General features: G+C 58.2%; 27 protein-coding genes. 21 read left to right on the top strand and 6 right to left on the bottom strand.

Features of this window, described 5'->3' with window-relative positions; translation table 11 throughout:
- The first annotated feature begins 1 nt into the window (after position 1).
- The 13 genes from R9B85_RS12570 to R9B85_RS12510 all read left to right on the top strand — a co-directional run bounded on the left by R9B85_RS12570 (position 2) and on the right by R9B85_RS12510 (position 13519).
- The gene (locus tag R9B85_RS12570; RefSeq protein WP_008092225.1) at positions 2 to 409 is read left to right on the top strand and encodes a F0F1 ATP synthase subunit I; all 408 of its coding nucleotides are present in this window, start codon (positions 2 to 4) and stop codon (positions 407 to 409) included.
- A 16-nt stretch (positions 410 to 425) separates the two neighbouring features.
- On the top strand, positions 426 to 1295 hold the full coding sequence (gene atpB, locus R9B85_RS12565; protein ID WP_112251655.1) for a F0F1 ATP synthase subunit A: 870 nt from the start codon (positions 426 to 428) through the stop codon (positions 1293 to 1295).
- A gap of 144 nt (positions 1296 to 1439) precedes the next feature.
- Positions 1440 to 1697: a F0F1 ATP synthase subunit C gene (gene atpE, locus R9B85_RS12560; RefSeq protein WP_003097235.1), complete on the top strand. Its 258-nt coding sequence runs from the start codon at positions 1440 to 1442 to the stop codon at positions 1695 to 1697.
- Positions 1698 to 1754: 57 nt separating this feature from the next.
- Complete coding sequence (locus R9B85_RS12555) at positions 1755 to 2225, top strand: F0F1 ATP synthase subunit B (RefSeq protein WP_027917106.1); 471 nt, start codon at positions 1755 to 1757, stop codon at positions 2223 to 2225.
- 12 nt (positions 2226 to 2237) lie between these two features.
- Positions 2238 to 2774, top strand: a complete 537-nt coding sequence (locus tag R9B85_RS12550) for a F0F1 ATP synthase subunit delta (protein ID WP_003253191.1) — start codon at positions 2238 to 2240, stop codon at positions 2772 to 2774.
- A 21-nt stretch (positions 2775 to 2795) separates the two neighbouring features.
- On the top strand, positions 2796 to 4340 hold the full coding sequence (atpA, locus tag R9B85_RS12545) for a F0F1 ATP synthase subunit alpha (protein WP_063912289.1): 1545 nt from the start codon (positions 2796 to 2798) through the stop codon (positions 4338 to 4340).
- Between the two features lie 48 nt (positions 4341 to 4388).
- A complete protein-coding gene (gene atpG / locus R9B85_RS12540) occupies positions 4389 to 5249 on the top strand; it encodes a F0F1 ATP synthase subunit gamma (protein WP_112251654.1) in 861 nt (286 codons plus the stop codon).
- Between the two features lie 27 nt (positions 5250 to 5276).
- Positions 5277 to 6653 (top strand): F0F1 ATP synthase subunit beta, encoded by a 1377-nt coding sequence (gene atpD / locus R9B85_RS12535; protein ID WP_003253197.1) that lies wholly within the window; start codon positions 5277 to 5279, stop codon positions 6651 to 6653.
- A gap of 44 nt (positions 6654 to 6697) precedes the next feature.
- Positions 6698 to 7123, top strand: a complete 426-nt coding sequence (locus tag R9B85_RS12530) for a F0F1 ATP synthase subunit epsilon (protein WP_023383131.1) — start codon at positions 6698 to 6700, stop codon at positions 7121 to 7123.
- Positions 7124 to 7236: 113 nt separating this feature from the next.
- The gene (gene glmU / locus R9B85_RS12525) at positions 7237 to 8604 is read left to right on the top strand and encodes a bifunctional UDP-N-acetylglucosamine diphosphorylase/glucosamine-1-phosphate N-acetyltransferase GlmU (RefSeq protein ID WP_112251653.1); all 1368 of its coding nucleotides are present in this window, start codon (positions 7237 to 7239) and stop codon (positions 8602 to 8604) included.
- A 307-nt stretch (positions 8605 to 8911) separates the two neighbouring features.
- Positions 8912 to 9688, top strand: coding sequence for a DeoR/GlpR family DNA-binding transcription regulator (locus R9B85_RS12520; RefSeq protein WP_112251652.1), 777 nt, complete (start codon positions 8912 to 8914; stop codon positions 9686 to 9688).
- 3 nt (positions 9689 to 9691) lie between these two features.
- A complete protein-coding gene (glmS, locus tag R9B85_RS12515) occupies positions 9692 to 11527 on the top strand; it encodes a glutamine--fructose-6-phosphate transaminase (isomerizing) (RefSeq protein ID WP_207876985.1) in 1836 nt (611 codons plus the stop codon).
- 841 nt (positions 11528 to 12368) lie between these two features.
- Positions 12369 to 13519, top strand: a protein-coding gene (locus R9B85_RS12510; protein WP_087535084.1) for an IS3 family transposase whose coding sequence is annotated in 2 segments (ribosomal slippage) — positions 12369 to 12603 and positions 12603 to 13519 — 1152 coding nt in all. Because the reading frame shifts where the segments join, the coding sequence is not laid out codon by codon here.
- On the opposite strand, the gene R9B85_RS12505 is transcribed toward R9B85_RS12510, so the two are convergent.
- Positions 13516 to 14025 (bottom strand): hypothetical protein, encoded by a 510-nt coding sequence (locus R9B85_RS12505; protein WP_423771046.1) that lies wholly within the window; start codon positions 14023 to 14025, stop codon positions 13516 to 13518. The genes R9B85_RS12510 and R9B85_RS12505 overlap by 4 nt on opposite strands.
- Positions 14026 to 14166: 141 nt before the next feature.
- Here R9B85_RS12505 and R9B85_RS12500 point away from each other — a divergent pair, with 141 nt between their 5' ends.
- Positions 14167 to 14643 carry an SIR2 family protein gene (locus R9B85_RS12500; protein ID WP_064491850.1) on the top strand — a complete coding sequence of 159 codons (477 nt, stop codon included), beginning with the start codon at positions 14167 to 14169 and terminating at the stop codon, positions 14641 to 14643.
- Between the two features lie 70 nt (positions 14644 to 14713).
- Here R9B85_RS12500 and R9B85_RS12495 read toward each other — a convergent pair whose 3' ends face one another.
- Positions 14714 to 15682, bottom strand: coding sequence for an IS5-like element IS2000 family transposase (locus R9B85_RS12495; protein WP_064491851.1), 969 nt, complete (start codon positions 15680 to 15682; stop codon positions 14714 to 14716).
- A 50-nt stretch (positions 15683 to 15732) separates the two neighbouring features.
- Between R9B85_RS12495 and R9B85_RS12490 the strand changes: the two genes are divergently transcribed.
- Positions 15733 to 15912: a hypothetical protein gene (locus R9B85_RS12490; RefSeq protein ID WP_231114277.1), complete on the top strand. Its 180-nt coding sequence runs from the start codon at positions 15733 to 15735 to the stop codon at positions 15910 to 15912.
- On the opposite strand, the gene R9B85_RS12485 is transcribed toward R9B85_RS12490, so the two are convergent.
- The 4 genes from R9B85_RS12485 to R9B85_RS12470 all read right to left on the bottom strand — a co-directional run bounded on the left by R9B85_RS12485 (position 15848) and on the right by R9B85_RS12470 (position 20242).
- Complete coding sequence (locus R9B85_RS12485; protein ID WP_064491852.1) at positions 15848 to 16480, bottom strand: response regulator; 633 nt, start codon at positions 16478 to 16480, stop codon at positions 15848 to 15850. The two genes, R9B85_RS12490 and R9B85_RS12485, sit on opposite strands and share 65 nt — an antisense overlap.
- Positions 16481 to 16512: 32 nt before the next feature.
- Complete coding sequence (locus R9B85_RS12480; protein ID WP_064491853.1) at positions 16513 to 17859, bottom strand: cache domain-containing protein; 1347 nt, start codon at positions 17857 to 17859, stop codon at positions 16513 to 16515.
- A gap of 108 nt (positions 17860 to 17967) precedes the next feature.
- Entirely contained in the window at positions 17968 to 18171 is a 204-nt protein-coding gene (locus R9B85_RS12475; RefSeq protein ID WP_064491885.1) for a YbdD/YjiX family protein, read from the bottom strand.
- A gap of 13 nt (positions 18172 to 18184) precedes the next feature.
- Complete coding sequence (locus R9B85_RS12470; protein WP_064491854.1) at positions 18185 to 20242, bottom strand: carbon starvation CstA family protein; 2058 nt, start codon at positions 20240 to 20242, stop codon at positions 18185 to 18187.
- 321 nt (positions 20243 to 20563) lie between these two features.
- Here R9B85_RS12470 and R9B85_RS12465 point away from each other — a divergent pair, with 321 nt between their 5' ends.
- The 6 genes from R9B85_RS12465 to R9B85_RS12440 all read left to right on the top strand — a co-directional run bounded on the left by R9B85_RS12465 (position 20564) and on the right by R9B85_RS12440 (position 24886).
- Positions 20564 to 21349, top strand: coding sequence for an SDR family NAD(P)-dependent oxidoreductase (locus R9B85_RS12465; RefSeq protein ID WP_064491855.1), 786 nt, complete (start codon positions 20564 to 20566; stop codon positions 21347 to 21349).
- 61 nt (positions 21350 to 21410) lie between these two features.
- On the top strand, positions 21411 to 21971 hold the full coding sequence (locus R9B85_RS12460; protein WP_064491856.1) for a TetR/AcrR family transcriptional regulator: 561 nt from the start codon (positions 21411 to 21413) through the stop codon (positions 21969 to 21971).
- A gap of 94 nt (positions 21972 to 22065) precedes the next feature.
- The gene (locus tag R9B85_RS12455; protein ID WP_064491857.1) at positions 22066 to 22407 is read left to right on the top strand and encodes a carboxymuconolactone decarboxylase family protein; all 342 of its coding nucleotides are present in this window, start codon (positions 22066 to 22068) and stop codon (positions 22405 to 22407) included.
- A gap of 47 nt (positions 22408 to 22454) precedes the next feature.
- Complete coding sequence (locus R9B85_RS12450) at positions 22455 to 23126, top strand: DsbA family oxidoreductase (RefSeq protein ID WP_064491858.1); 672 nt, start codon at positions 22455 to 22457, stop codon at positions 23124 to 23126.
- 67 nt (positions 23127 to 23193) lie between these two features.
- A complete protein-coding gene (locus tag R9B85_RS12445) occupies positions 23194 to 23760 on the top strand; it encodes an OsmC family protein (RefSeq protein WP_064491859.1) in 567 nt (188 codons plus the stop codon).
- A gap of 28 nt (positions 23761 to 23788) precedes the next feature.
- Positions 23789 to 24886 (top strand): alkene reductase, encoded by a 1098-nt coding sequence (locus tag R9B85_RS12440; protein ID WP_081273207.1) that lies wholly within the window; start codon positions 23789 to 23791, stop codon positions 24884 to 24886.
- Positions 24887 to 24896: the final 10 nt, after the last annotated feature.

Genomic DNA, 24896 nt, shown 5'->3' with positions numbered 1-24896 from the left:
GATGGAAATACGCACGCCAAACCGCCTGCCTTTCCATCGCTGGGCGGTTTTCCCGGTACTGCTGGCTCAATTCGTCGTACTGCTGCTGGCAACGTTGGTGTTGTGGCAGTGGAAAGGGGCGGTCAGTGGATATTCAGGCCTTTGCGGAGGTTTGATTGCCTGGCTACCCAACGTGTATTTCGCCTGGAAGGCTTTTCGCTTCAGTGGGGCCCGGGCGGCACAAGCCATCGTCAAGTCGTTCTACGCTGGCGAGGCAGGCAAGATGATTTTGACGGCAGTGCTTTTTGCACTGACCTTCGCAGGAGTGAAGCCACTGGCGCCGTTAGCAGTATTCGGCGTCTTCGTGTTGACCCTTTTGGTCAGCTGGTTCGCGCCCCTGCTGATGAATAAAAGACTTTCGAGACCTTAGGGCGTTTGAGGCAACCATGGCAGCAGAAACCGCTTCGGGCTATATCCAGCACCACTTGCAGAACCTGACCTACGGTCAACTACCAGACGGCAGCTGGGGCTTCGCCCATTCGGCTGCAGAAGCCAAGGCAATGGGCTTCTGGGCGTTCCACCTGGACACCCTGGGTTGGTCCGTCGCGCTGGGTCTGATCTTCCTGTTCATCTTCCGCATGGCGGCCAAGAAGGCGACTTCCGGCCAACCTGGCGGCCTGCAGAACTTCGTTGAAGTGCTGGTGGACTTCGTCAACGGCAGCGTGAAGGACTCCTTCCACGGCCGTAGCCCGGTAATCGCTCCGCTGGCGCTGACCATTTTCGTCTGGGTGTTCCTGATGAACGCCATCGACCTGGTACCGGTCGACTGGATTCCTCAGCTGGCCATCCTGATCTCCGGTGACCCGCACATTCCGTTCCGCGCCGTGTCGACCACCGACCCGAACGCGACCCTGGCCATGGCCTTCTGCGTGTTCGCCCTGATCATCTTCTACAGCATCAAGGTCAAAGGCCTGGGCGGCTTCCTCGGTGAGCTGACCCTGCACCCGTTCGGCAGCAAGAACATCTTCGTGCAGATCCTGCTGATTCCGGTGAACTTCCTGCTGGAATTCGTCACCCTGATCGCCAAGCCGATCTCGCTGGCACTGCGTCTGTTCGGCAACATGTACGCCGGCGAGCTGGTGTTCATCCTGATCGCCGTGATGTTCGGCGCCGGCATCCTCTGGCTCAGCGGCCTGGGTGTGGTGCTGCAGTGGGCGTGGGCTGTGTTCCACATCCTGATCATCACCCTGCAAGCCTTCATCTTCATGATGCTTACCATCGTCTACCTGTCGATGGCTCACGAAGATAACCATTAAGACCGCCTGGCGTGTCTGATAGCCTTCCCCGCTCGTTTGGGGGGAGGGCTTAAAAAGTCCGCAAGGGCATGCTGTACCAAACGATTTGTTTTACCGCTTCAAACTAAAAACCTAACCAATACGACGTAAAAGTCGGGAGGAAAGATGGAAACTGTAGTTGGTCTGACCGCTATCGCTGTTGCTCTGCTGATCGGCCTGGGTGCTCTGGGTACCGCCATTGGTTTCGGCCTGCTGGGCGGCAAGTTCCTGGAAGGCGCTGCTCGTCAGCCTGAAATGGTTCCAATGCTGCAGGTGAAAATGTTCATCGTTGCCGGTCTGCTCGACGCCGTAACCATGATCGGTGTTGGTATCGCTCTGTTCTTCACCTTCGCGAACCCCTTCGTTGGTCAGATCGCCGGCTAATCACTCGTACCCACGAGTTGATGGCTGTGATGAATTAAGACCGAGCGAGGTGTTGGCGTGAACATTAATGCAACCCTGATTGGCCAATCCGTTGCTTTTCTGATTTTTGTACTCTTCTGCATGAAGTACGTATGGCCTCCGGTCATCACTGCTCTGCAAGAGCGTCAAAAGAAGATTGCCGACGGCTTGGACGCTGCCAACCGCGCAGCTCGCGACCTGGAGCTGGCCCAAGAGAAAGTGGGTCAGCAACTGCGTGAAGCTAAAGCACAGGCAGCCGAAATCATTGAGCAAAGCAAGAAGCGCGCTGCTCAGCTTGTCGAGGAAGCCCGTGATCAGGCCCGCGTCGAAGCTGACCGTGTGAAGGCTCAGGCTCTGGCCGAGATCGAACAGGAACTGAACAGCGCTAAAGACGCCCTGCGTGCCCAAGTGGGTGCCCTGGCCGTTGGCGGTGCTGAAAAGATCCTTGGCGCCACAATCGATCAAAACGCGCATGCGGAGCTGGTTAACAAACTGGCCGCTGAAATTTAAGCGAGGGCGATCATGGCAGAACTGACCACGTTGGCCCGACCTTACGCTAAGGCTGCCTTTGAGCATGCCCAGGCCCATCAGCAACTGGCCAATTGGTCAGCCATGCTCGGCCTGGCTGCTGCGGTGTCGCAAGACGACACCATGCAGCGCCTGCTCAAGGCCCCGCGACTGACGAGCGCAGAAAAGGCCGCCACGTTCATTGACGTGTGCGGTGACAAGTTCAATGCACAGGCACAGAATTTCATTCATGTTGCCGCGGAAAACGACCGTCTCCTGCTTCTGCCGGAGATTGCCGCCCTGTTCGACCTGTACAAGGCCGAGCAAGAGAAATCCGTGGACGTGGAAGTCACCAGTGCCTTCGCGTTGAACCAAGAACAGCAAGACAAACTCGCCAAGGTTCTCAGTGCACGGTTAGGCCAGGAAGTGCGCCTGCACGCGTCGGAGGATGCCAGCCTGATTGGCGGCGTCGTCATCCGCGCTGGTGACCTGGTAATCGATGGCTCTGTTCGCGGCAAGATCGCGAAACTGGCCGAAGCATTGAAATCTTGAGTTTGAAGGGGCAGCAGAGCAATGCAGCAACTCAATCCTTCCGAAATTAGTGAAATCATCAAGGGCCGCATCGACAACCTCGATGTGAGCTCCCAAGCCCGTAACGAAGGTACCGTTGTTTCGGTATCCGACGGTATCGTGCGGATCCACGGTCTGGCCGACGTCATGTACGGCGAAATGATCGAGTTCCCTGGCAGCGTTTTCGGCATGGCCCTGAACCTGGAGCAAGACTCCGTAGGTGCAGTGATCCTGGGTGCCTATGACACCCTCGCCGAAGGCATGAGCGCCAAGTGCACCGGTCGCATCCTGGAAGTTCCGGTCGGCAAAGGCCTGCTGGGCCGCGTCGTCGACGCTCTGGGTAACCCGATCGATGGCAAGGGTCCTCTGACCACCACCGAAACCGACGCGGTCGAAAAGGTCGCTCCGGGCGTTATCTGGCGTAAGTCGGTAGATCAGCCTGTACAGACTGGCTACAAGTCCGTCGACGCCATGATCCCTGTCGGCCGTGGCCAGCGCGAGCTGATCATCGGTGACCGTCAGATCGGCAAGACCGCCATGGCCATCGACGCCATCATCAACCAGAAAGACTCCGGTATTTTCTGTGTTTATGTTGCTGTCGGCCAAAAGCGTTCCACCGTTGCCAACATCGTTCGCAAGCTGGAAGAAGCCGGCGCCCTGGCCAACACCATCGTGGTCGTTGCCAGTGCTTCGGAATCCGCCGCACTGCAGTTCCTGGCGCCATACGCCGGCTGCACCATGGGCGAGTTCTTCCGTGACCGCGGTGAAGACGCTCTGATCGTTTACGATGACCTGTCCAAGCAGGCCGTTGCCTATCGTCAGATCTCCCTGCTGCTGCGCCGTCCACCAGGACGCGAAGCGTACCCAGGCGACGTGTTCTATCTCCACTCCCGTCTGCTGGAGCGTGCATCGCGCGTTTCGGAAGAGTACGTCGAGAAGTTCACCAACGGCGCAGTCACTGGCAAGACCGGTTCCCTGACCGCCCTGCCGATCATCGAAACCCAGGCTGGCGACGTTTCCGCGTTCGTTCCGACCAACGTGATTTCCATCACCGACGGTCAGATCTTCCTGGAATCGGCCATGTTCAACTCGGGCATCCGCCCTGCAGTGAACGCCGGTGTTTCGGTATCCCGCGTAGGTGGTGCCGCCCAGACCAAGATCATCAAGAAGCTGTCCGGTGGTATTCGTACCGCTCTGGCTCAGTACCGTGAACTGGCTGCATTCGCCCAGTTCGCTTCCGATCTGGACGAAGCGACCCGCAAGCAGCTGGAGCATGGTCAGCGCGTAACCGAGCTGATGAAGCAGAAGCAGTACGCGCCAATGTCCATCGCGGACATGGCACTGTCGCTGTACGCCGCTGAGCGTGGTTTCCTGACTGACGTGGAAGTCTCCAAGGTCGGCAGCTTCGAGCAAGCTCTGATCGCCTACTTCAACCGTGATCACGCCGAACTGATGGCGAAGATCAACGTGAAGGGTGACTTCAACGACGAAATCGACGCTGGCATGAAAGCCGGTATCGAGAAGTTCAAGGCCACCCAGACCTGGTAAGCCGCAGCGGGGGCTGCGGCCCCCGCTTGCTAACCTGATAGGTGATACATGGCAGGCGCAAAAGAGATTCGCAGTAAGATTGCGAGCATCAAAAGCACGCAAAAAATTACCAGCGCCATGGAGAAAGTGGCGGTCAGCAAGATGCGCAAGGCACAAATGCGCATGGCTGCTAGCCGTCCTTACGCGGAGCGTATCCGCCAGGTGATCGGTCATCTGGCCAACGCCAACCCGGAGTACCGCCACCCGTTCATGATCGAGCGCCCTGTAAAGCGCGCCGGTTATATCGTGGTGAGCAGTGACCGTGGTCTGTGCGGTGGCTTGAACACCAACCTGTTCAAGGCCCTGGTCAAGGACATGAACGCAAACCGCGAACAGGGCGTGGAAATCGACCTGTGCGTGATCGGTAGCAAGGGTGCGACTTTCTTCCGCATCTTTGGCGGCAACGTCGTAGCCGCGATCAGCCACCTGGGCGAAGAGCCATCGATCAACGATCTGATCGGCTCCGTCAAAGTGATGCTGGACGCCTACCTGGACGGCCGTATCGATCGCCTCTCGGTGGTTTCGAACAAGTTCATCAACACCATGACCCAAAAACCGACGGTCGAGCAATTGGTACCGTTGGTGGCAACCCCGGATCAGGATCTCAAGCATCACTGGGATTACCTGTACGAACCCGACGCAAAAGAGCTGCTGGACGGCTTGATGGTGCGTTACGTGGAGTCGCAGGTGTACCAGGCGGTGGTCGAGAACAACGCTGCTGAACAAGCGGCCCGGATGATCGCCATGAAGAACGCCACAGACAACGCCGGTGATTTGATCAAAGAGCTGCAATTGATCTACAACAAGGCGCGTCAGGCTGCGATCACCCAGGAGATCTCGGAAATCGTCGGCGGCGCTGCCGCGGTTTAACGGTTCAAAAATTCAGAGGATCCAGCTATGAGTAGCGGACGTATCGTTCAAATCATCGGCGCCGTCATCGACGTGGAATTCCCACGTGACGTCGTGCCGAGTGTTTACAACGCGCTGAAAGTACAAGGCGCGGAAACCACCCTGGAAGTTCAGCAGCAGCTGGGCGACGGCGTGGTTCGTACCATTGCGATGGGCTCGACCGAAGGCCTGAAGCGCGGTCTGGATGTCGTTGACACCGGCGCTGCCATTTCCGTTCCAGTTGGTAAGGCCACCCTGGGCCGTATCATGGACGTATTGGGCAACCCGATCGACGAAGCCGGCCCGATCGGCGAAGAAGAGCGTCGCGGTATCCACCAGCCAGCGCCTTCGTTCGCTGACCAGGCAGGCGGCAACGACCTGCTGGAAACCGGCATCAAGGTTATCGACCTGGTATGCCCGTTCGCCAAGGGTGGTAAGGTTGGTCTGTTCGGTGGTGCCGGCGTTGGCAAGACCGTGAACATGATGGAACTGATCCGTAACATCGCCATGGAACACAGCGGTTATTCCGTGTTCGCTGGTGTGGGTGAGCGTACTCGTGAGGGTAACGACTTCTACCACGAGATGAAGGACTCCAACGTTCTCGACAAGGTAGCGCTGGTCTACGGTCAGATGAACGAGCCACCAGGAAACCGTCTGCGCGTAGCGCTGACCGGCCTGACCATGGCCGAGAAGTTCCGTGACGAAGGTAACGACGTTCTGCTGTTCGTCGACAACATCTATCGTTACACCCTGGCCGGTACCGAAGTATCCGCACTGCTGGGCCGTATGCCTTCGGCGGTAGGTTACCAGCCGACCCTGGCTGAAGAGATGGGCGTTCTGCAAGAGCGCATCACCTCCACCAAGGAAGGTTCGATCACCTCCGTTCAGGCCGTATACGTACCTGCGGACGACCTGACCGACCCGTCGCCAGCGACCACCTTCGCCCACCTGGACGCCACCGTCGTTCTGTCCCGTGACATCGCTTCCCTGGGTATCTACCCAGCGGTCGACCCACTGGACTCGACTTCGCGCCAGCTGGACCCGAACGTGATCGGCAACGAGCACTACGAGACCGCTCGTGGCGTTCAGTATGTTCTGCAGCGCTACAAAGAGCTGAAGGACATCATCGCCATCCTGGGTATGGACGAACTGTCCGAAGCCGACAAGCAACTGGTAGCCCGCGCTCGTAAGATCCAGCGCTTCCTGTCGCAGCCGTTCTTCGTGGCCGAAGTCTTCACCGGTTCGCCAGGCAAGTACGTTTCCCTGAAAGACACCATCGCTGGCTTCAGCGGCATCCTCAAAGGTGACTACGACCACCTGCCAGAACAAGCGTTCTACATGGTCGGCAGCATCGACGAAGCGATCGAGAAAGCCAAGAAACTGTAATCCCGGCGCCCCGAAAGGGGCGCTAATCAGGTTGAGGCAAGCAGATGGCTATGACAGTCCATTGCGATATCGTCAGCGCGGAAGGAGAGATCTTCTCCGGCCTGGTCGAGATGGTAGTAGCGCACGGCAACCTGGGCGATCTCGGTATCGCTCCAGGCCACGCGCCGCTGATCACCAATCTCAAGCCTGGTCCGATCACGCTGACCAAGCAGGGCGGCGAGCGCGAGGTGTTCTACATCTCCGGTGGCTTCCTGGAAGTGCAGCCGAACATGGTCAAGGTACTCGCCGACACCGTGCAACGTGCAGCCGACCTGGACGAAGCCTCCGCTCAGGATGCCGTCAAGGCAGCTGAGAAGGCCCTGCATGAGAAGGGCGCGGATTTCGACTACAGTGCCGCATCCGCACGTCTGGCCGAGGCCGCAGCCCAGCTGCGTACCGTCCAGCAGATCCGCAAGAAGTTCGGCGGTTAATTCCGCAGGCTTCATGTAGATTGAGAACAAGGGTAGCCATCGGCTACCCTTTTTCTTTTTTGTAACCCCTAAAACCGGTCATTTCACTGACCACCCAGGATTGGTAGCCAGTAATGTCACTCGATATCGTTATTCTCGCCGCCGGCCAAGGCACCCGCATGCGCTCGGCGCTGCCCAAGGTACTGCACCCGGTAGCTGGCAACTCCATGCTTGGCCATGTTATCCACAGCGCGCGTCAGCTGCAGCCGCAAGGTATTCATGTGGTCATTGGCCATGGTGCCGAGCTGGTTCGCGAGCGCCTGGCCGCCGACGACCTGAACTTTGTCATGCAGGACAAGCAGCTGGGTACCGGCCATGCGGTTGCCCAGGCTTTGCCGGCCTTGACTGCCGAAACCGTGTTGGTGCTGTACGGTGATGTGCCGTTGATCGAAGTGGAAACCTTGCAGCGTCTGCTGGCGAAGGCCAACGAGCAGCAGCTGGGCTTGCTCACGGTGACCCTCGACGACCCGACTGGCTATGGCCGCATCGTGCGTGACGAGCAGGGTAAGGTGACTGCCATCGTTGAGCACAAGGATGCCAACGATGCGCAGAAAGCTATCAAGGAAGGCAATACCGGTATTCTGGCCCTGCCAGCCGCGCGCCTGGCCGATTGGATGGGCCGCCTGTCGAACAACAACGCACAGGGCGAGTATTACCTGACCGACGTGATTGCCATGGCTGTGTCCGATGGCCTGGTGGTGGCTACCGAGCAGCCGCACGATCCGATGGAAGTGCAAGGCGCCAACGACCGTCGCCAGCTGTCCGAGCTGGAGCGCCATTACCAGTTGCGTGAAGGCCGTCGCCTGATGGCCCAGGGCGTTACCTTGCGCGACCCGGCGCGATTCGATGTCCGCGGTGAAGTGACTGTTGGCCGTGATGTGCTGATCGATATCAACGTGATTCTCGAAGGCAAGGTTGTCATCGAGGACGATGTGCAGATTGGCCCTAACTGTGTGATCAAGAACACCACCCTACGCAAAGGTGCGGTGGTCAAGGCCAACAGCCACCTTGAAGGCGCCGTGATGGGCGAGGGCAGCGATGCCGGCCCGTTCGCCCGCCTCCGCCCGGGCAGTGTGCTGGACGCCAAGGCCCATGTGGGTAACTTCGTCGAACTGAAAAACGCCCACCTCGGGGAAGGCGCCAAGGCCGGTCACCTGACCTACCTGGGCGATGCCGAAATCGGTGCACGCACCAACATCGGCGCCGGCACCATCACCTGCAACTACGATGGCGCCAACAAGTTCAAGACCGTGATGGGCGAGGACGTGTTCATCGGCTCGAACAACTCGTTGGTGGCGCCTGTGGAAATCAAGGCGGGCGCGACCACTGCAGCCGGTTCGACCATCACCCAGGCCGTAGAGGCAGGTGACCTGGCAGTGGCTCGTGCGCGCCAGCGCAATATCTCGGGTTGGAAGCGGCCTGAGAAGATCAAGAAGAGCTGAGTTATACACAGCTGTTTCGATCGAAAGCCGACTTATGTGAATAAGTCGGCTTTTTTCTTGGTCGATTGGTGCTCCTTGTGGGAGCGGCCTTGTGTCGCGAAAGAGCCGCAAAGCGGCCCCCAATGATTTCAAAGGTAACGCGAATATTGCCGGGGCTGCTTCGCAGCCCTTTCGCGACACAAGGCCGCTCCCACAAGGCATGGCGAGTGCCGTAAGAAATTATCCACAGGGCAGTGACACCTTGACGAATCGCTCATCTTAGGTTTTGATTGCCATCATTATCTTTCGAAACGAAACTTAAGCGCTCATGTCGAAACGAAACACCCCGCAGCGGCGGCACAACATCCTGGCTTTACTCAGCGAGCAGGGCGAGGTGAGTGTGGACGCGTTGGCCAAGCGTTTCGCAACCTCGGAAGTCACCATCCGCAAGGACCTCGCTGCCCTGGAAACCAATGGCCTGTTGCTAAGGCGCTACGGTGGCGCGGTACCGGTGCCGCAAGAACTGCTAGGTGAACCTGCCCAGCCGGTGTCTTCCTATAAAAAGGCCATCGCCCGCGCCGCCGTGGCGCGTATCCGTGAACATGCGCGCATCATCATCGACAGCGGCAGCACCACGGCGGCCATGATCCCCGAACTGGGGCGCCACCCTGGCCTGGTGGTGATGACCAATTCGATGAACGTGGCCCGCGCCATTTGCGACCTCGAACACGAGCCGGTGCTGCTGATGACCGGTGGCACCTGGGACCCGCATTCCGAGTCGTTCCAGGGGCAGGTGGCCGAGCAGGTGTTGCGCTCATACGATTTCGATCAACTGTTCATCGGCGCCGACGGCATCGACCTTGGCCGCGGCACTACCACCTTCAACGAACTTCTCGGGCTAAGCCGGGTAATGGCCGAAGTCGCCCGTGAAGTTATCGTGATGGTCGAATCGGACAAGGTAGGGCGCAAGATCCCCAACCTCGAGCTGCCCTGGAGCAGCGTGCACACCCTTATTACTGACGAACGCCTGCCCGCAGCGGCACGCGAACAAATTCAAGCCCGCGGCATCAACCTGATCTGCGCCGCGATCAGCCAGGAGCAATAAACCATGTGTGGAATCGTTGGTGCCGTCGCCGAACGCAACATCACAGCCATCCTGATCGAAGGCCTCAAGCGTCTTGAGTACCGCGGGTACGACAGCGCCGGCCTGGCCGTCCTGACCCAGAACGGTGAACTGCAGCGCCGCCGCCGTATCGGCAAGGTCAGTGAGCTGGAAGCCGCTGTTGCCGCCGAGCCACTGGCCGGCCAGCTGGGCATCGCCCACACCCGCTGGGCCACCCACGGTGCGCCGACCGAGGGCAACGCCCACCCGCACTTCTCGGGCAATGAAGTGGCCGTGGTGCACAACGGCATCATCGAGAACCACGAAGAACTGCGCGAAGAGCTGAAGGGCCTTGGCTATGTCTTCACTTCGCAAACCGATACCGAAGTCATCGTCCACCTGATCCACCACACCTTGAAGAGCGTTCCGGACCTGACCGATGCCTTGAAGGCTACGGTAAAGCGGCTGCATGGCGCTTATGGCCTGGCTCTGATCAGCACCAAGCAACCTGATCGCCTGGTAGCTGCACGCAGTGGCAGCCCGTTGGTCATTGGCCTTGGCCTGGGCGAGAACTTCCTGGCGTCCGACCAGTTGGCCCTGCGCCAGGTCACCGACCGCTTCATGTACCTGGAAGAAGGCGACATCGCCGAAATCCGCCGCGACCAGGTCGCCATCTGGGACCAGCAAGGCAACAAGGTTCAGCGTGAAACCGTGCAGTACCACGAAGGCGCCGAAGCTGCCGACAAGGGTACCTACCGTCACTTCATGCTCAAGGAAATCCACGAACAGCCAAGCGTAGTGCAGCGCACGCTGGAAGGCCGCCTGGGCAAGGACAACGTGCTGGTCCAGGCCTTCGGCCCGCAGGCTGCTGAACTGTTCGCCAAGGTGCGCAACGTGCAGATCGTTGCCTGCGGTACCAGCTACCACGCCGGCATGGTCGCCCGTTACTGGCTGGAAAGCCTGGCCGGGATCCCGTGCCAGGTCGAAGTGGCCAGCGAATTCCGTTACCGCAAGGTAGTAGTGCAGCCGGACACCCTGTTCGTCTCCATCTCGCAGTCTGGCGAAACCGCCGATACTTTGGCCGCGCTGCGCAACGCCAAGGAACTGGGCTTCCTCGGCAGCCTGGCGATCTGCAACGTCGGTATCAGCTCGCTGGTGCGTGAGTCGGACCTGACCCTGCTGACCCTGGCCGGTCCGGAAATCGGCGTGGCCTCGACCAAAGCTTTCACCACCCAGCTGGTTTCGCTGATGCTGCTGACCCTGGCTCTGGGCCAGGTGCGCGGTACCTTGGAAGCCGGTGTCGAAGCCGAGCTGGTAGAAGAGCTGCGCCGCCTGCCGACCCGCCTGGGCGAAGCCTTGGCCATGGATGCCACTGTCGAGAAAATCGCCGAACTGTTCGCCGACAAGCACCACACCCTGTTCCTCGGCCGTGGTGCGCAGTACCCGGTGGCGATGGAAGGTGCGCTCAAGCTCAAGGAAATCTCCTACATCCACGCCGAAGCCTACCCGGCAGGTGAGCTGAAACACGGCCCACTGGCGTTGGTGGACAACGACATGCCAGTGGTTACTGTGGCGCCGAACAACGAACTGCTGGAGAAGCTTAAGTCCAACCTGCAGGAAGTGCGCGCCCGTGGTGGCGAGCTGGTAGTGTTTGCCGACGAGCAGGCCGGCATGAGCAACGGTGAAGGCACCCATGTGGTCAAGGTGCCGCACATCGCCGACGCCCTGGCGCCGATCCTCTACACCATCCCGCTGCAGCTACTGTCGTACTACGTGGCCGTGCTCAAGGGGACGGATGTGGACCAGCCGCGTAACTTGGCCAAGTCGGTTACGGTCGAGTAAGCCAGAAGCCAGGGGCGCTTTGCTGGTTTTGTTGAATTAAAACTGTTTTCGAACAATTAAAACTGTCGCCGATGGAGGGAAGCTCTCGCTTCCCTCCATCGGACGGCTCACCCTCCTGCCCGGTCCACCCCTCCCTACCTAAATCTGGCGTTTTCTGATGCCCCTCCCCATACAGGTTGATGAATCTCTTCAGTCATACGTGAGAAGAAACTTGCTCCTCTGTTGGGGCGATCCAAAGGCAGCTACATTCGAAACCCTGGCTGCTACTAGCCGTGTGATCAAGGCCGATGCAGTCCGGATTCTCGCTGCAGAATTCGGGTGGCCTGGTTGCTATGGTTTCAATCGGCTTGTTCACTGTCACACGATGCACGCCGCATTTCATGTCATTAAGAATGATTGGGATATTTCATACTCCGGAAGCGACTATATTTCTCCCGGTGTGCAATACAGTGAGCCGGTTGCTTGGTTCTGCCCTGACTGTGTTAGAGAGGACGTAGCAACCAAAGGTTTTTCCTATTGGAGACGCTATGGGAAGGCCAATGTGTCTGTCTGCTACAAGCACAACACTGTATTGCTCAGAAATTGCCCATTTTGCGGGAAAGTATTCACTCGAGCGGACCATTACCTCGATGTAATGTGGCGCACCTGCGAAGGCAGACACCTCGCCGAAGCGGAGGCCATTGCAAACCACGACCCCCTGGCGCTCAAACGAGCTGAGGTCTGCCAGCGATTGTGCACTTCTCCCATTATCATCTCTGGGGCGCATGCTGCTTGGGTCTGAATCGCCCCTGGTTTCGTAGACACCTCCAAGCCTCATAATGAGGCCCAAATAGGAGGTGCCATGAGTCGTCAGCGTTACCCCGAAGAATTCAAGATCGAAGCGGTCAAGCAAGTGACCGAGAAAGGCAAACCTGTCGCCGATGTCGCCCAGCGCCTGGGCATGTCCGTGCACAGTCTTTACGCCTGGATCAAGGTCTACAGCAAGCCCCAAGAGCAGCGTCAGCAAGACGACGATCAGCAGGCCGAACTGCGCAAGCTACGCGCTGAACTCAAGCGCGTGACGGAAGAGCGAGACATCTTAAAAAAGGCCGCCGCGTACTTTGCCAAGGAGTGCGGCTGAAGTACGCCTTCATCAAGAAGCACTCGACTGATTACCCGGTGCGGCGCCTTTGCCAAACCCTCAAGGTGCACCCCAGCGGCTATTACGCCTGGCTGGCCGAGCCTCAATCTGCCCGAGCAAAAGAAGATCAACGTCTGCTTGGCTTGATCAAACACGCTTGGCTGGAAAGCGGAGGTGTATACGGCTACCGCAAAATTCACGATGACCTGCGTGAGCTGGGAGAGGAATGCGGCCGAAATCGAGTCAGGCGCTTGATGCAGGCGGAGGGGCTGCGTTCTCAAACGGGCTATCGGCGGCGTCCAGGGTTCTATGGTGGAAAACCAACAGTGGCCTCGCCCAACCACCTCGCGCGGCAGTTCAAGGTAAGTGAGCCGAACAAGGTCTGGGTGACAGATATCACTTACATCCGCACCTATGAAGGGTGGCTCTACCTCGCGGTAGTGCTGGATCTGTTCTCACGCCAAGTAATTGGTTGGTCAATGAAGCCAAGGATGTGCAGCGACCTGGCTATCGACGCGATGTTGATGGCTGTTTGGCGACGCAAGCCTCAGCAGCAAGTTATGATTCACTCAGATCAAGGCAGTCAGTTCAGTAGCTCGGATTGGAAAAGCTTTTTGAAGGCCAACAATGTAATCAGCAGCATGAGCCGGCGGGGAAACTGCCACGACAATGCCGTAGCCGAGAGCTTTTTCCAGCTTTTGAAGCGAGAGCGAATCCGACGAAAGATCTACACAACCCGTGAAGAAGCCCGAAGTGATATTTTCGATTACATCGAGATGTTCTATAACCCTAAACGCCGACACAGCAGTGCTATGCAGCTGTCTCCAGTAGAGTATGAGAAACGCTATTTCCTGAGCTTGGAGAGTGTCTAGAAAACCAGGGGCGATTCAAACAGACCTGGCTGGCGCTGCATCCTCTCAAGTTTTTCAAGCTCCGCATCAGTCCAGCTTTCGGACGCAGCTTTTCGGATTTCCAAGCCAGTGAACCGCTCAGGTTTTATCAACCCGAGTGTGACGTTGGAGTTCAGCCGTGCCTGTTCGAGAGCGTCAAAACTGTCGTAGATGGGCAGCTTGCTGAGCATTCCCCTCCGTTGACTCCACTCTTTCGAAGTGGGAATGATGTCGCGCAGCTCAATCGTGTCCACGCCTATCTTATGGCTTTCCGGTCGGTGATCGTTGGAGCTTTTTTCGATCAAGGCTTCGATCCACTGCCACTTTGAGAATTGTTGATCATCAGTGACCAGGCGAAATGGTACCGGATAGAGACGGATCAGATTCCCAGCCTCGTCCATTCCAGCGACGCAGGATGTCTCCGTATAAGCTGCACTGGGCGACGGATATGTTTTGCATAGGATGAGTATGCGAGCTTTCCTTCTCATACAGGCACGTCCTTTTTGTATTGGCGACCACTGTAGCGATCAGCGCATAAACTGGCTATATGATATCGCTTTGTTCCGCCCAACCGTCATTGATGGACATCAGCTGTCTTCGGCAGCTAAATCAACAAGAGCGAGTACTCCATGCATAGCCTGCTGCTAGGGAATGGCGTCAACCGGGCTGCACTTCAGAAGGATTGGACGCAGATCCTGCGCGAGCTTGCCGCCCAATTTGAGGCTGATGAGTTAATCCACCACCTAGGGTCCAAGCCCCTTTCGATGTTCATCGAAGAGCTCTGTGCTCGGTCGACGGGGGTTTTCCGGCATACTGAACACGCGGTCAAAGTGGCTTTCGCTAAGCTGCTTGAGCAAATCACTCCCATTGAGGCGCATCAACGGATCTGTGACCCATTCAAGGTCATCCTCACCACCAATTACGACTTTACGATCGAGGAAGCCTTCGCAGGACCGCTCTACAACCCGGCCTTCCTTTATCCAGAATCCCGTTACAGCCTATTCCGCCGCTATCAGGCAGGCTCTAAGGATATTTGGCATATTCATGGTGACTCGGCTAGGGAAACTCCGAACAAGTTGCTCATCAGTCGGAAATGGGCGGCTTAGGGATGCCGAAAAGCCCGCTTTTCAGTCGCTGATTATTGGATAACCAAGGCAAAGCCTTGGTTATCCGGACTCACGGGCGCACCTCTCCCGCAGCAGGCAATAATTGCCGGCGCACCATCCACAGATTCGACAGGGCAAACAGCGTGGTCAGTTGCGCCGTGTTCTTGGCCAAGCCGCGAAAACGAGTCTTTACATAGCCGAACTGGCGTTTGATCACCCGGAACGGGTGCTCCACCTTCGCACGCACTTGCGCCTTGGCCTTTTCGATCTTGCGCTTGGCTTGGTAGAGCACGCTGCGTTTGCTCAAGTGTTTGTAGGTGCTGCGGCGGGCAGCGACCTGCCATATCACCTGCCGTCCCTCGTGTACTGGCCGCTTTTCCACGCCTGTGTAACCCGCATCCGCACACACGACATTCTCTTCGCCATGCAATAGCTGAGCGACCTCCGTCACGTCAGCTACGTTCGCGGCGGTGCCATGAACGTGATGCACCAGACCCGATTCAGCATCCGCGCCGATGTGGGCCTTCATGCCGAAATAGTACTGGTTGCCCTTCTTCGTTTGATGCATTTCAGGATCGCGCTTGCCTTCCTTGTTCTTGGTCGAACTGGGCGCGTGGATGATGGTCGCGTCGACAATGGTGCCCTGGCGCAACGACAGGCCCTTGTCTTGCAGGTAATTGTTGATGGTTTCCAGAATGCCGGCTGCCAACTGATGCTTCTCCAGCAGGTGCCGGAAGTTCATGATCGTCGTGTCTTCGGGGATCGGAGCGCTGAGCGTCAGACGAGCGAACTGGCGCATCGAAGTGATCTCGTACAGCGCCTCTTCCATGGCGGGATCGCTCAAAGAGAACCAATTCTGCAGCAGGTGAATGCGCAGCATGGTTTCCAGAGGATAAGGCTTGCGGCCACCGCCAGCCTTTGGGTAGTGAGGCTCGATCAACGCCACCAGTCCACTCCACGGAACCACCTGTTCCATCTCGGCCAGGAAACGCTCGCGACGGGTTAGCCGATAAGCTGCTGCGCCTTTCCACTGAGGCAGAGACCGCGCTCAAGCGGGGTTCCCTTCGGAGCACCCTGTGTATTGGTACTTTGGAAAGCACCGCTGCAGCAAGGCTACCTCCGCTTTTGTCGAGTTATCACGAGCGCTTTCCTGACGTTCAAATCCAGGTATCGGCGGCAGTAGTGAATTGGCGGCTGGGCATGCTTAGATCGACATCAGGCCATGCTCCAAGGCGTATTTTACGATTGCCGCGGGAGTATCGATGTTGAGCTTGCGTCTAATGCTCAGTCGATAGGTTTCAACTGTTCGTACACTGATATCCAGCTGGCGGGCCATTTCCTTGTTGTTATGGCCCTTGGCGATCATCGAAAGCACTTGCAGCTCACGAGGGGTCAAATCGTGCTCATCGCGGCTACCCCCGGCGAGCTTGCGAGTGATCTCCGAGCTGTAGAAGCTTCCTCCTGCGGCGATGGCTTCAATGGCAGCGATGAGCTCTGCAGACGGCGCGTTCTTCAACACGTAACCGAGTGCTCCTGAACTGATAGAGGTGCGTACATACTCCTGATTGTCATACATGCTCAGCATGAGGATCTTGATATCCGGATAGAGGTCACGCAGCTTGCGCGTGAGCTCCAACCCATTCATGTCCTGAAGCCCTACATCGACCAAGAGGATGTCCAGCTCGGTGTTCGCTACCAATTCAATTGCTTGGGCACCTGACTCGGCCTGACCGACTACCTCGAAATGCGGGATCGCGCCTAGCAGAGCCTTGACGCCATCGCGCACAAGGACGTGGTCGTCGACCAAAGCAATTCTGACCGGGTGGGTTACGCTCATGGAGTTCTCAAGGGTTCGATTGACGAGGCTGCTCAAGTGATCGTAACCGGTATCTGCACCTGCAGTTCGGTACGGCCGTAAGAAGAGGTGATGCTAACGCTACCCAAGTGGTGATCCACTCGTTCGCGAATGTTCCTCAGACCGATGCCGTGGCTTTCGTCGGCTGCCCGAGTGTCAAACCCGACACCGTTGTCCTCAACCCGTAGCACAATCATGCCCTGCTGGAGTGAGACGGAGACGATCGCGGTGTTGGCTTTCGCATGGCGCTCAACGTTCGCCAGTGCCTCTTGGATGATGCGGAACAGTGTCAGTTTAAGCCCCGTATCGATGTCGGTGGCATCCATTCCACATTCATACCGGGTGTGAATCGAGGTGCGCTGCTCGAACTCAATGACATGTTGTTCGATGGCAGGTGACAGTCCCAGCGTGTCCAAAAGCGAGGGGCGCAAATCATGGGAAATGCGACGTATCTCGCCGATGGCGGCTCCGAGTCTCGAAGTTCCTTTGCGAAGATTTTCCAACCCCTCACTTCGACCATTGGCCAGTTCGATGGCGGCCAGTTCGTACTGAAACTTGATTGATACTAGCTCCTGGCTAATTCCATCATGCAGTTCACGCGAAACCCGCGAGCGCTCCTCCTCCTGCAGGTTCACGATCCGTTGGTTGAGTGTGGAAAGCTTTCGGTCGGCTAAGCGATGCTCACTGACGTTCAGCATCAGGCCACCAGCAAAGATTACGAGCACAGCAACCAGCGAGAACGAAGCGATCGCCATCACTGTCGTCAGCACGCCCGAGGCCACCTCCTGGCGCGACTTGAGGGTCGCCACCTCGACATCGTCGATGTAGATGCCTGTGCCGAGCATCCAGCCCCAGCGATCGAGCATCACCACGTATGCCAGCTTGCCGGTGACCTGTCCGGTCGACGGCTTTTGCCAGTCGTACAGTTGGTAACCATCGCCTTCCCGGGCGCTCTTGAGTAGAGCCTGGATTACCGGTAATCCGTTTTTGTCGGTCAGCGTAATGAGGTCCTTGCCAATCAACTCGGCCTGCCTCGGGTGCATTAGATTTTTGCCATGCTGGTCGTACACGAAGAAGTAGCCATCAAGGCCGAAGTTAGCTTGGGACAGGATCTCCAAGGCGCGCTGGCGAGTCGCATCATCGTCGGTACTGCCTTCATACAACGGCGCGATGAGGCTCATCGCCAAGCTCAGGTAGTTTCTCAGCTCTGCCTTCTTCGACGTCATGATGCTGCTTTCCACCAGGCGGGCCTGTTCCTCTTCCAGCTTGCGGCTCTGAGCAAATACGAGGACGCAGATGAACAGCACCGAGAGGATCAGCGGCAGCACACTGAGGGTGACGATCTTGTGCTTGAGTTGCATGGACTTTTCCGAGGCGAGGAGGAGCTGGCGACGCCACTATGCGGGTTGCCAGCCCTGGAACGCGAGAGCGCCACGATGAGCGTGGCGCTCGCTTGCATCAGTAGACGCTCAGCAGCAACGAACGGGGCGTCCGCTGCCACCGCCGTAGCGCGCTTCCTGCCGTTCGCGGAAGAACGCCTCGTAGGACATAACCGGCTTGTCCGGGTGTTTGCCCTGCATGTGTTCCACGTAGGCGTCATAGTCTGGCATGCCGACCAGCATCCGCGCGGCCTGCCCCAGGTATTTGCCCATCTTGCTCAAGTCATTGAACATGCTGGCAGGCTCCTCAGGCATCGGGTTGTGGCTGGAACGGCGACTCCTTGTCGGTACGTTCGGGTATGACCCAGGCCTGGCGGCCGACCTTGATCGCGAACCAGAGAATGCTTAGGACCACCAGCAGGAACAGCGCGGTCAGGGTCGCGTTGGTGTAGGCGTTGAACACAACGTGCTGCATCTGCGCTAGGTCCTTCGCCGGGGCCAGCACCTGGCCCGCGGCGGCGGCGGTGCTGTACTTGTTCGCCAAGGCCAGGAAGCCCATCGCAGGGTTCGGGTCGAGCAGCTTGATCAACCCGGCCGTGGTGGTGCAGATCAGCAACCATACCGCCGGCACCAAGGTCACCCAGACATAGCGCTGACGCTTCATGCGGATCAGCACTACGCAGCCGAGCATAAGCGCGATGCCCGCCAGCATCTGGTTGGAGATGCCAAACAGCGGCCACAGGGTGTTGATGCCGCCCAGCGGGTCGATCACCCCCTGGTACAGCAGCCAGCCCCACATGGCCACGCAACCGGCGGTGGCGGTCAGGTTGGCGGTCCACGAGTCGGTCTTCTTCAGCGCAGGCACGAAATTGCCCAGCAGGTCCTGCAGCATGAAGCGGCCGGCACGGGTACCGGCATCGACCGCGGTGAGGATGAACAGCGCCTCGAACAGGATCGCGAAGTGGTACCAGAACGCCATGGTGTTCTCGCCTGGCAGCGCCTGGTGGAGGATCTGAGCGATGCCCACGGCCAAGGTCGGCGCGCCGCCGGCGCGGGCCAGGATCGTGTGTTCGCCGATGTCCTTGGCCGTCTGTTGCAGGACCTCAGGGGTGATGGTGAAGCCCCAGCTGCTGACGGTAGCCGCGACGCTGGTGACATCCGCACCAACCAATGCGGCCGGGCTGTTCATGGCGAAGTACACGCCCGGCTCGATGACCGAGGCGGCGACGATGGCCATGATGGCGACGAAGGACTCCATCAGCATCGCGCCGTAGCCGATGTAGCGCGCGTGGCTTTCATTGGCCAGCAGCTTCGGCGTGGTGCCCGAGCTGATCAGTGCATGGAAGCCGGACACCGCGCCGCAGGCGACGGTGATGAACAGGAACGGGAACAGCGCGCCCTTCCACACCGGGCCCGTGCCATCGATGAAGTGGGTCACGGCCGGCATTTTCAGGTCAGGAGCGATGACTAGGATACCGATCGCCAGGGCGACGATGGTGCCGATCTTGAGGAAGGTCGACAGGTAGTCCCGCGGAGCCAGGATCAGCCACACTGGCAGCACGGCGGCGACAAAGCCATAGCCGATCAGCATCCAGGTGATCTGCACGCCGGTGAAGGTGAACGCTGGGCCCCAGAAAGGATCGGCGGCGACGATCCCACCGAGCCAGATTGAGGCGAGCAGCAGCACCACGCCGACCACCGAGATCTCGCCGATGCGGCCTGGGCGGATGTAGCGCATGTACACGCCCATGAATACCGCGATCGGCAAGGTGGCCATCACCGTGAACATGCCCCAGGGGCTTTCCGCTAGGGCCTTGACCACGATCAGGGAGAGCACCGCGAGGATGATCACCATGATCAGGAAGGCACCGAAGAGCGCGATGGTACCGGGGATCGGACCCATCTCCTCGCGTACCAGCTCGCCCAGGGAGCGGCCGTTACGGCGGGTGGAGATGAACAGCACCATGAAGTCCTGCACCGCGCCGGCCAGAACGACGCCGGCGATCAGCCAGAGCGTGCCGGGCAGGTAGCCCATCTGCGCAGCGAGCACCGGGCCCACGAGCGGACCTGCGCCGGCGATGGCAGCGAAGTGATGGCCGAAGAGAATGTGCTTGTTAGTCGGGACGTAGTCCAGACCATCGTTGTTGAGCACGGCGGGGGTAGCACGCGTGGCGTCCAGTTGCATCACCTTGTTGGCGATGAACAAGCTGTAGTAGCGGTAGGCAATCAGGTAGATGGCGACGGCAGCGGTCACGATCCAGAGGGCGCTGATGGCTTCGCCTCTGCGCAATGCCAGGGTGCCTAGAGCAAATGCACCCAGCAAGGCGACGGCGAACCAGGCAATTCGGGTAGCCAGTGTGGTCATCGAATATTCTCCTGTCGCGGGTGGTAAACCCGGCGACGGCTTTTGTTGTTTTGTGTGCCCTTATCAGGACGGCGACACTCTCGCCGTCCTGCGTCCACAAGAAAATGCGCAGTACTACGGGCGCAGGCTACGTAGAACTACGTAGTCCGTGCCTCGGGAAAGGGGATGCTGATTCCGCTCCCCGCGCCGGCACCAAGCCTTTAGCCCAACTCACCTGATTCGCTTCCATCCAGCCTCGCCGATCAGCGGTAGCTTGACACTCGTCAGATCGAGGAATAGTCTACCTACTAGTAGGTAGACAAACGAACAGAGGACATCATCATGCAGTTCAAAGGTCGCAAGCTTCTGGTGGTAGGTGGAACGAGCGGTATCGGTCTGGAAACCGCACAGATGGTCGCCGAGCAAGGTGGTTCGGTGGTGATCGTGGGTAACCGCCCTGAGAAAGCCGAAGCAGCACGCCAACAACTGGCTGCCGTTGCTGGCGAAGATAAGGTCGTAGCCTACGCGGTCGACTTGACCGATTTTGTCAGTGTCCAGGCACTGATCGAGAAATTGGCCACCAGCCACAAGGACATTGACCTGATGGTCAATTCCGCGGGTATCTACTACCCGAAAGCTTTCATCGAGCACTCGCTGGAGGATTACGACAACTTCCTCAACCTGAACCGCGCTGTCTTCTTCCTGACCCGTCAGGTGGCAGCACAGCTGGTAGCTCAGGGCAAACCTGGCTCGATCGTGAACGTCACTGCTGTGGCTGCGCGCCAAGCCGTCGAAGGTGTTCCAGCGTCGGCCTACTCCATGGCCAAAATGGGCCTGGATGCCCTGACCACGCACGCGGCAGGCGAGCTGGCGCAGCACGGCATTCGCGTCAACTCGGTCAGCCCAGGCATTGTGGAAACCAAGATCTTCGAGCGTTTCATCCCTGGTGAGCAATTGGCAGGCGCGCTGAATGATTTCAACAACTTCCACCCGCTGGGTCGCAACGGCACCCCACGGGATGTGGCTGAGTCCATTGTGTTCTTGCTCTCTGACAAGGCGTCTTGGGTGACCGGCGCAGTGTGGGACGTGGACGGTGGGGTCATGGCCGCCCGCAAGCAAGGGAAGTAAACTGTCTGAGTAGTGGCCGGAATCGCTCTTTTCTGGTCGGGCGATGAAGGCAGGAGAATGTATGGCACTGGCAACACGGGACGCGTTAATTCAAGCCGCTGAAGGACTGATGCGGACCAAAGGCTATGCGGCGTTCAGCTATGCGGATCTTGCTGATGCGGTCGGTATTCGCAAAGCAAGCATTCATTACCACTTCCCGACAAAGGAAGACCTGGGTATCGCGATCGTCGAAGAGTACGTTTCGCAAGTGCAGGCTGAGTTCGAGCGTATTGAGATCAATCAGAAAGGTGCGGAAGAAAGGCTCAAGGCGTTCTATGTGCTTTTCTACTCCAGCACTGAGGGTGGTCTTTTGCCTTTGTGTGGCGCGCTGGCAGCTGAAATGGCTGCGCTGCCAGATGGGCTTCAGCGCCTGACACGACGCTTCTTCGATGTTCAGTTGTCCTGGTTGACCAGAGTGATGGACGAAGGCATTGCCGCTGGTGAGTTACCCCAGGGGCGAGGGTCCAGAGAGAAGTCTTACTTGTTGCTCAGCATCCTTGAGGGATCGAGCTTCATTAACTGGGCTACCAAGGACGGTGAGATGGTAAATATGGCAGTTCTTCGGATGATCGCAGAGTACTGATATCTGCGAATAAGGGGGCCGATACGCGACCCGTTTCGGCCCATTTTTTGGTAAGTCATACCTATCAACTAGTAGGGTGGTAATCATGTCTAGCATGCCTAACTGGCAACAAACCGTCACCGATGTAAGCGCCCGTCTGAAAGAGTTCGGTGCACATTCGCCTGACACCCTGCGGGGCGTGGCAATGCTTGGTAATGCAGGTAGCAAAACCAATCACCTCGATGCCAAGACCCGTGAGCTGATCTCGCTGGCTGTCGCTGTCACCACGCGCTGCGATGGTTGCATTGCTTTCCACGCTGCAGAAGCCAAGAAGCTCGGCATCACCACCGAGGAAGTTGCCGAGGCACTTGGTGTGGCCGTGAACATGAACGCTGGTGCGGCAGTGGTTTACAGCACGCATGTCCTGGACGCCATGGACAGCAAACCTCAGAGCTGAGTGGCTTTCGCAGCTTATCCAGCAGAGACAGATAGAGAGGAGATTCCATGAAGAAAATTACGGTTGAGGTCTGGTCCGACTTTGTCTGTCCCTGGTGCTGGATAGCAAAGAGGCGCTTGGAGAAGGCCATTGATGATCTCAAGGATGAGGTCGAAGTTGAAATCGTGCCGCGTGCATACCGCTTGGCCAAAGGCATGACCCCGATCTCTTTCAACCAGGCTTTGGTACAGAAAACCGGTAGCCAAGGTCGAGCGGACGTGTTCATGGAAGCCGTGCAAGAAAGTGCTGCACTTGAGGGGCTGGACTACCGGTTTGACGTCATGCGCTTCGGGGATACCTCCGCCGCTCACCAGTACGTGAAGGCGATTTCTGACCCGGCTCTGCAGGCACGCTATGTCGAGCGGCTTTATCTGGCCGGAACGACTGAGGGCAAGAATATCTTCGACGAACGGGTCTTGCGGGACCTGGCGACAGAGGTGGGGGCAACAGACCTCGTTGGTTTCGATTCGGCGGAAGCCGCAATCCTGAGTGATGAAGCAGCAGTGAACGGACTAGGTACCGGCATTCCGTTGTTCGTGATCAACGGCAACCGCTACATCTCCGGTGCACAGGAGCCGGCAGTGTTTATCAAAGTGCTCCGTGCTGCGATGGAAGAGCTTTCGAGTGATGAAGAGGCAATCAGTGCCAACAGCTGTTCAATCACGGGCTGTTCGCACTAACCGAGTGATCGCCTTCGGGTGCGTCGCAATTTTGATCTTTTATCCACGATTTTAAGAGGATTTGAAAATGGACAAGCATCTCAACGGTATCGATGTCGCTGCTCTGCAAGCATTCGCACAGGGCGTCGCTGAAGATCCATCCAAGCGTCACGCACGCTTCAAGATCAACACCAAGTGGGAGCATCAGACCCGCACCGTGGCCACCATCGACCGCTTTCACCTGAGCGGTACCGACTACCCACGAAATGTCCAGATCGCAGCTGATGAGCCGTTGGAACTGCTGGGCACCAACTCTGCCCCCAACCCGCAGGAGCTGCTCATCTCTGGTCTGAACGCCTGCCTCTCTGTTGGCTATGTGGTGAACGCGTCAGTCATGGGTATCACCATCCACAGCCTGGAAATCGAGACCAGTGGTGAACTGGATCTTCGTGGCTTCCTGGGCCTGGACGAAAGCGTCAACCCAGGCTTCGACGAGATGAGCTACGTGGTGCGCATCCACACTGATGCACCTGCCGACAAGGTGGAAGAACTGCATCGCATCGTCACCAAGACCTCCGTGAACCTCGCCAACTTCTCGAAGGCTATCCGCATGGTGCCCAAGCTGGAAGTTATCGCTGGCCAGCCAGCTGCCTGATTCACGTATTCGTTTGCAGAGGTAGATCATGAAAAAGCTGTTTTCTCCATACGACCTGGACGGCCTCAAACTGGCCAACCGCGTAGTGATGGCCCCAATGACCCGTACCCGGACGGAAGACAACGTGCCGTCCGAGCTGACCGCGTTGTATTACGCCCAGCGTGCCTCGGCTGGTCTGATCATCACTGAAGGCTTGCCAATCTCCGACGAGGGGCGCGGTTACCTGTACACGCCTGGTATCTATACCGACGAACAGACCCGCGCTTGGCGCAAAGTCACTGATGCCGTTCATGCCAAAGGCGGCAAGATCTTCGCCCAACTGTGGCATGTGGGCCGCATGTCGCACGTATCCCTCCAGCCAGGCAACGCAGCGCCAGTTTCGGCGAGTGCCGAGCCAGCCGTGGGCACCACAGTTTACGCCTGGACTGGCCCCGGTGTAGCTGGCCCGGTTGCACCGAGCGTCCCGCGTGCGCTGACTGTCGACGAGATTCACCGTGTCACTGACGACTTCGTTGCCGCCGCATTGCGTGCGGTGGACGCGGGCTTCGATGGCGTCGAGCTGATGGCGGCCAACGCATTCCTGTTCGACCAGTTCCTGAGCAGCCAGATCAATACGCGCACTGACGAGTACGGAGGGTCGATCAAGAATCGACAGCGCTTCCTGCTGGAAACGATCGATGCGATCGGCGATGCCATCGGTAGCTTCCGCGTCGGCGTGCGTATCTCTCCGTTCGGGCGTCTGTACGACCTGCGCCCTTATCCGGAAGAAGAAGCAACCTGGATGAGCGTTGCCGCTGAACTGAACGAGCGTGAGTTGGCTTTTGTCCATCTGAACTACCAGCCAACGCTGGCCGCAGTTCCATTCCCTGAAGGCTTCTACAAGCAGTTCCGCTCGCTCTACAAAGGCACGGTCATCGGTGCTGGTGGCTTCACCGCTGAGCTGGCAGAAGCTGAGCTGCAGAATGGCAATCATGACCTGATCGCCTTCGGCACCTCGTATATTGCCAACCCTGATCTGGTTGAGCGGATGCAGAACGGTTGGCCACTTGCACCGAGCGATCACTCCACCTTCTACGGTGTGATTGGAGCGAAGGGCTACACCGACTATGCGACATACCAGGGATAACCGTCCCGGT

It is taken from the genome of Pseudomonas sp. NLJ1, from assembly GCF_049486705.1.
Lineage (GTDB): Bacteria > Pseudomonadota > Gammaproteobacteria > Pseudomonadales > Pseudomonadaceae > Aquipseudomonas > Aquipseudomonas inefficax.
This window is presented reverse-complemented; position numbering and strand designations above follow the sequence as displayed.

Coding starts and splice junctions, on each gene's coding strand:
- R9B85_RS12570 (WP_008092225.1), top strand. CDS start 2: ATGGAAATACGCACGCCAAACCGCCTGCCTTTCCATCGCTGGGCGGTT.
- atpB (WP_112251655.1), top strand. CDS start 426: ATGGCAGCAGAAACCGCTTCGGGCTATATCCAGCACCACTTGCAGAAC.
- atpE (WP_003097235.1), top strand. CDS start 1,440: ATGGAAACTGTAGTTGGTCTGACCGCTATCGCTGTTGCTCTGCTGATC.
- R9B85_RS12550 (WP_003253191.1), top strand. CDS start 2,238: ATGGCAGAACTGACCACGTTGGCCCGACCTTACGCTAAGGCTGCCTTT.
- atpA (WP_063912289.1), top strand. CDS start 2,796: ATGCAGCAACTCAATCCTTCCGAAATTAGTGAAATCATCAAGGGCCGC.
- atpG (WP_112251654.1), top strand. CDS start 4,389: ATGGCAGGCGCAAAAGAGATTCGCAGTAAGATTGCGAGCATCAAAAGC.
- atpD (WP_003253197.1), top strand. CDS start 5,277: ATGAGTAGCGGACGTATCGTTCAAATCATCGGCGCCGTCATCGACGTG.
- R9B85_RS12530 (WP_023383131.1), top strand. CDS start 6,698: ATGGCTATGACAGTCCATTGCGATATCGTCAGCGCGGAAGGAGAGATC.
- glmU (WP_112251653.1), top strand. CDS start 7,237: ATGTCACTCGATATCGTTATTCTCGCCGCCGGCCAAGGCACCCGCATG.
- R9B85_RS12520 (WP_112251652.1), top strand. CDS start 8,912: ATGTCGAAACGAAACACCCCGCAGCGGCGGCACAACATCCTGGCTTTA.
- glmS (WP_207876985.1), top strand. CDS start 9,692: ATGTGTGGAATCGTTGGTGCCGTCGCCGAACGCAACATCACAGCCATC.
- R9B85_RS12505 (WP_423771046.1), bottom strand. CDS start 14,025: ATGAGAAGGAAAGCTCGCATACTCATCCTATGCAAAACATATCCGTCG.
- R9B85_RS12500 (WP_064491850.1), top strand. CDS start 14,167: ATGCATAGCCTGCTGCTAGGGAATGGCGTCAACCGGGCTGCACTTCAG.
- R9B85_RS12485 (WP_064491852.1), bottom strand. CDS start 16,480: ATGAGCGTAACCCACCCGGTCAGAATTGCTTTGGTCGACGACCACGTC.
- R9B85_RS12480 (WP_064491853.1), bottom strand. CDS start 17,859: ATGCAACTCAAGCACAAGATCGTCACCCTCAGTGTGCTGCCGCTGATC.
- R9B85_RS12475 (WP_064491885.1), bottom strand. CDS start 18,171: ATGTTCAATGACTTGAGCAAGATGGGCAAATACCTGGGGCAGGCCGCG.
- R9B85_RS12470 (WP_064491854.1), bottom strand. CDS start 20,242: ATGACCACACTGGCTACCCGAATTGCCTGGTTCGCCGTCGCCTTGCTG.
- R9B85_RS12465 (WP_064491855.1), top strand. CDS start 20,564: ATGCAGTTCAAAGGTCGCAAGCTTCTGGTGGTAGGTGGAACGAGCGGT.
- R9B85_RS12460 (WP_064491856.1), top strand. CDS start 21,411: ATGGCACTGGCAACACGGGACGCGTTAATTCAAGCCGCTGAAGGACTG.
- R9B85_RS12455 (WP_064491857.1), top strand. CDS start 22,066: ATGCCTAACTGGCAACAAACCGTCACCGATGTAAGCGCCCGTCTGAAA.
- R9B85_RS12450 (WP_064491858.1), top strand. CDS start 22,455: ATGAAGAAAATTACGGTTGAGGTCTGGTCCGACTTTGTCTGTCCCTGG.
- R9B85_RS12445 (WP_064491859.1), top strand. CDS start 23,194: ATGGACAAGCATCTCAACGGTATCGATGTCGCTGCTCTGCAAGCATTC.
- R9B85_RS12440 (WP_081273207.1), top strand. CDS start 23,789: ATGAAAAAGCTGTTTTCTCCATACGACCTGGACGGCCTCAAACTGGCC.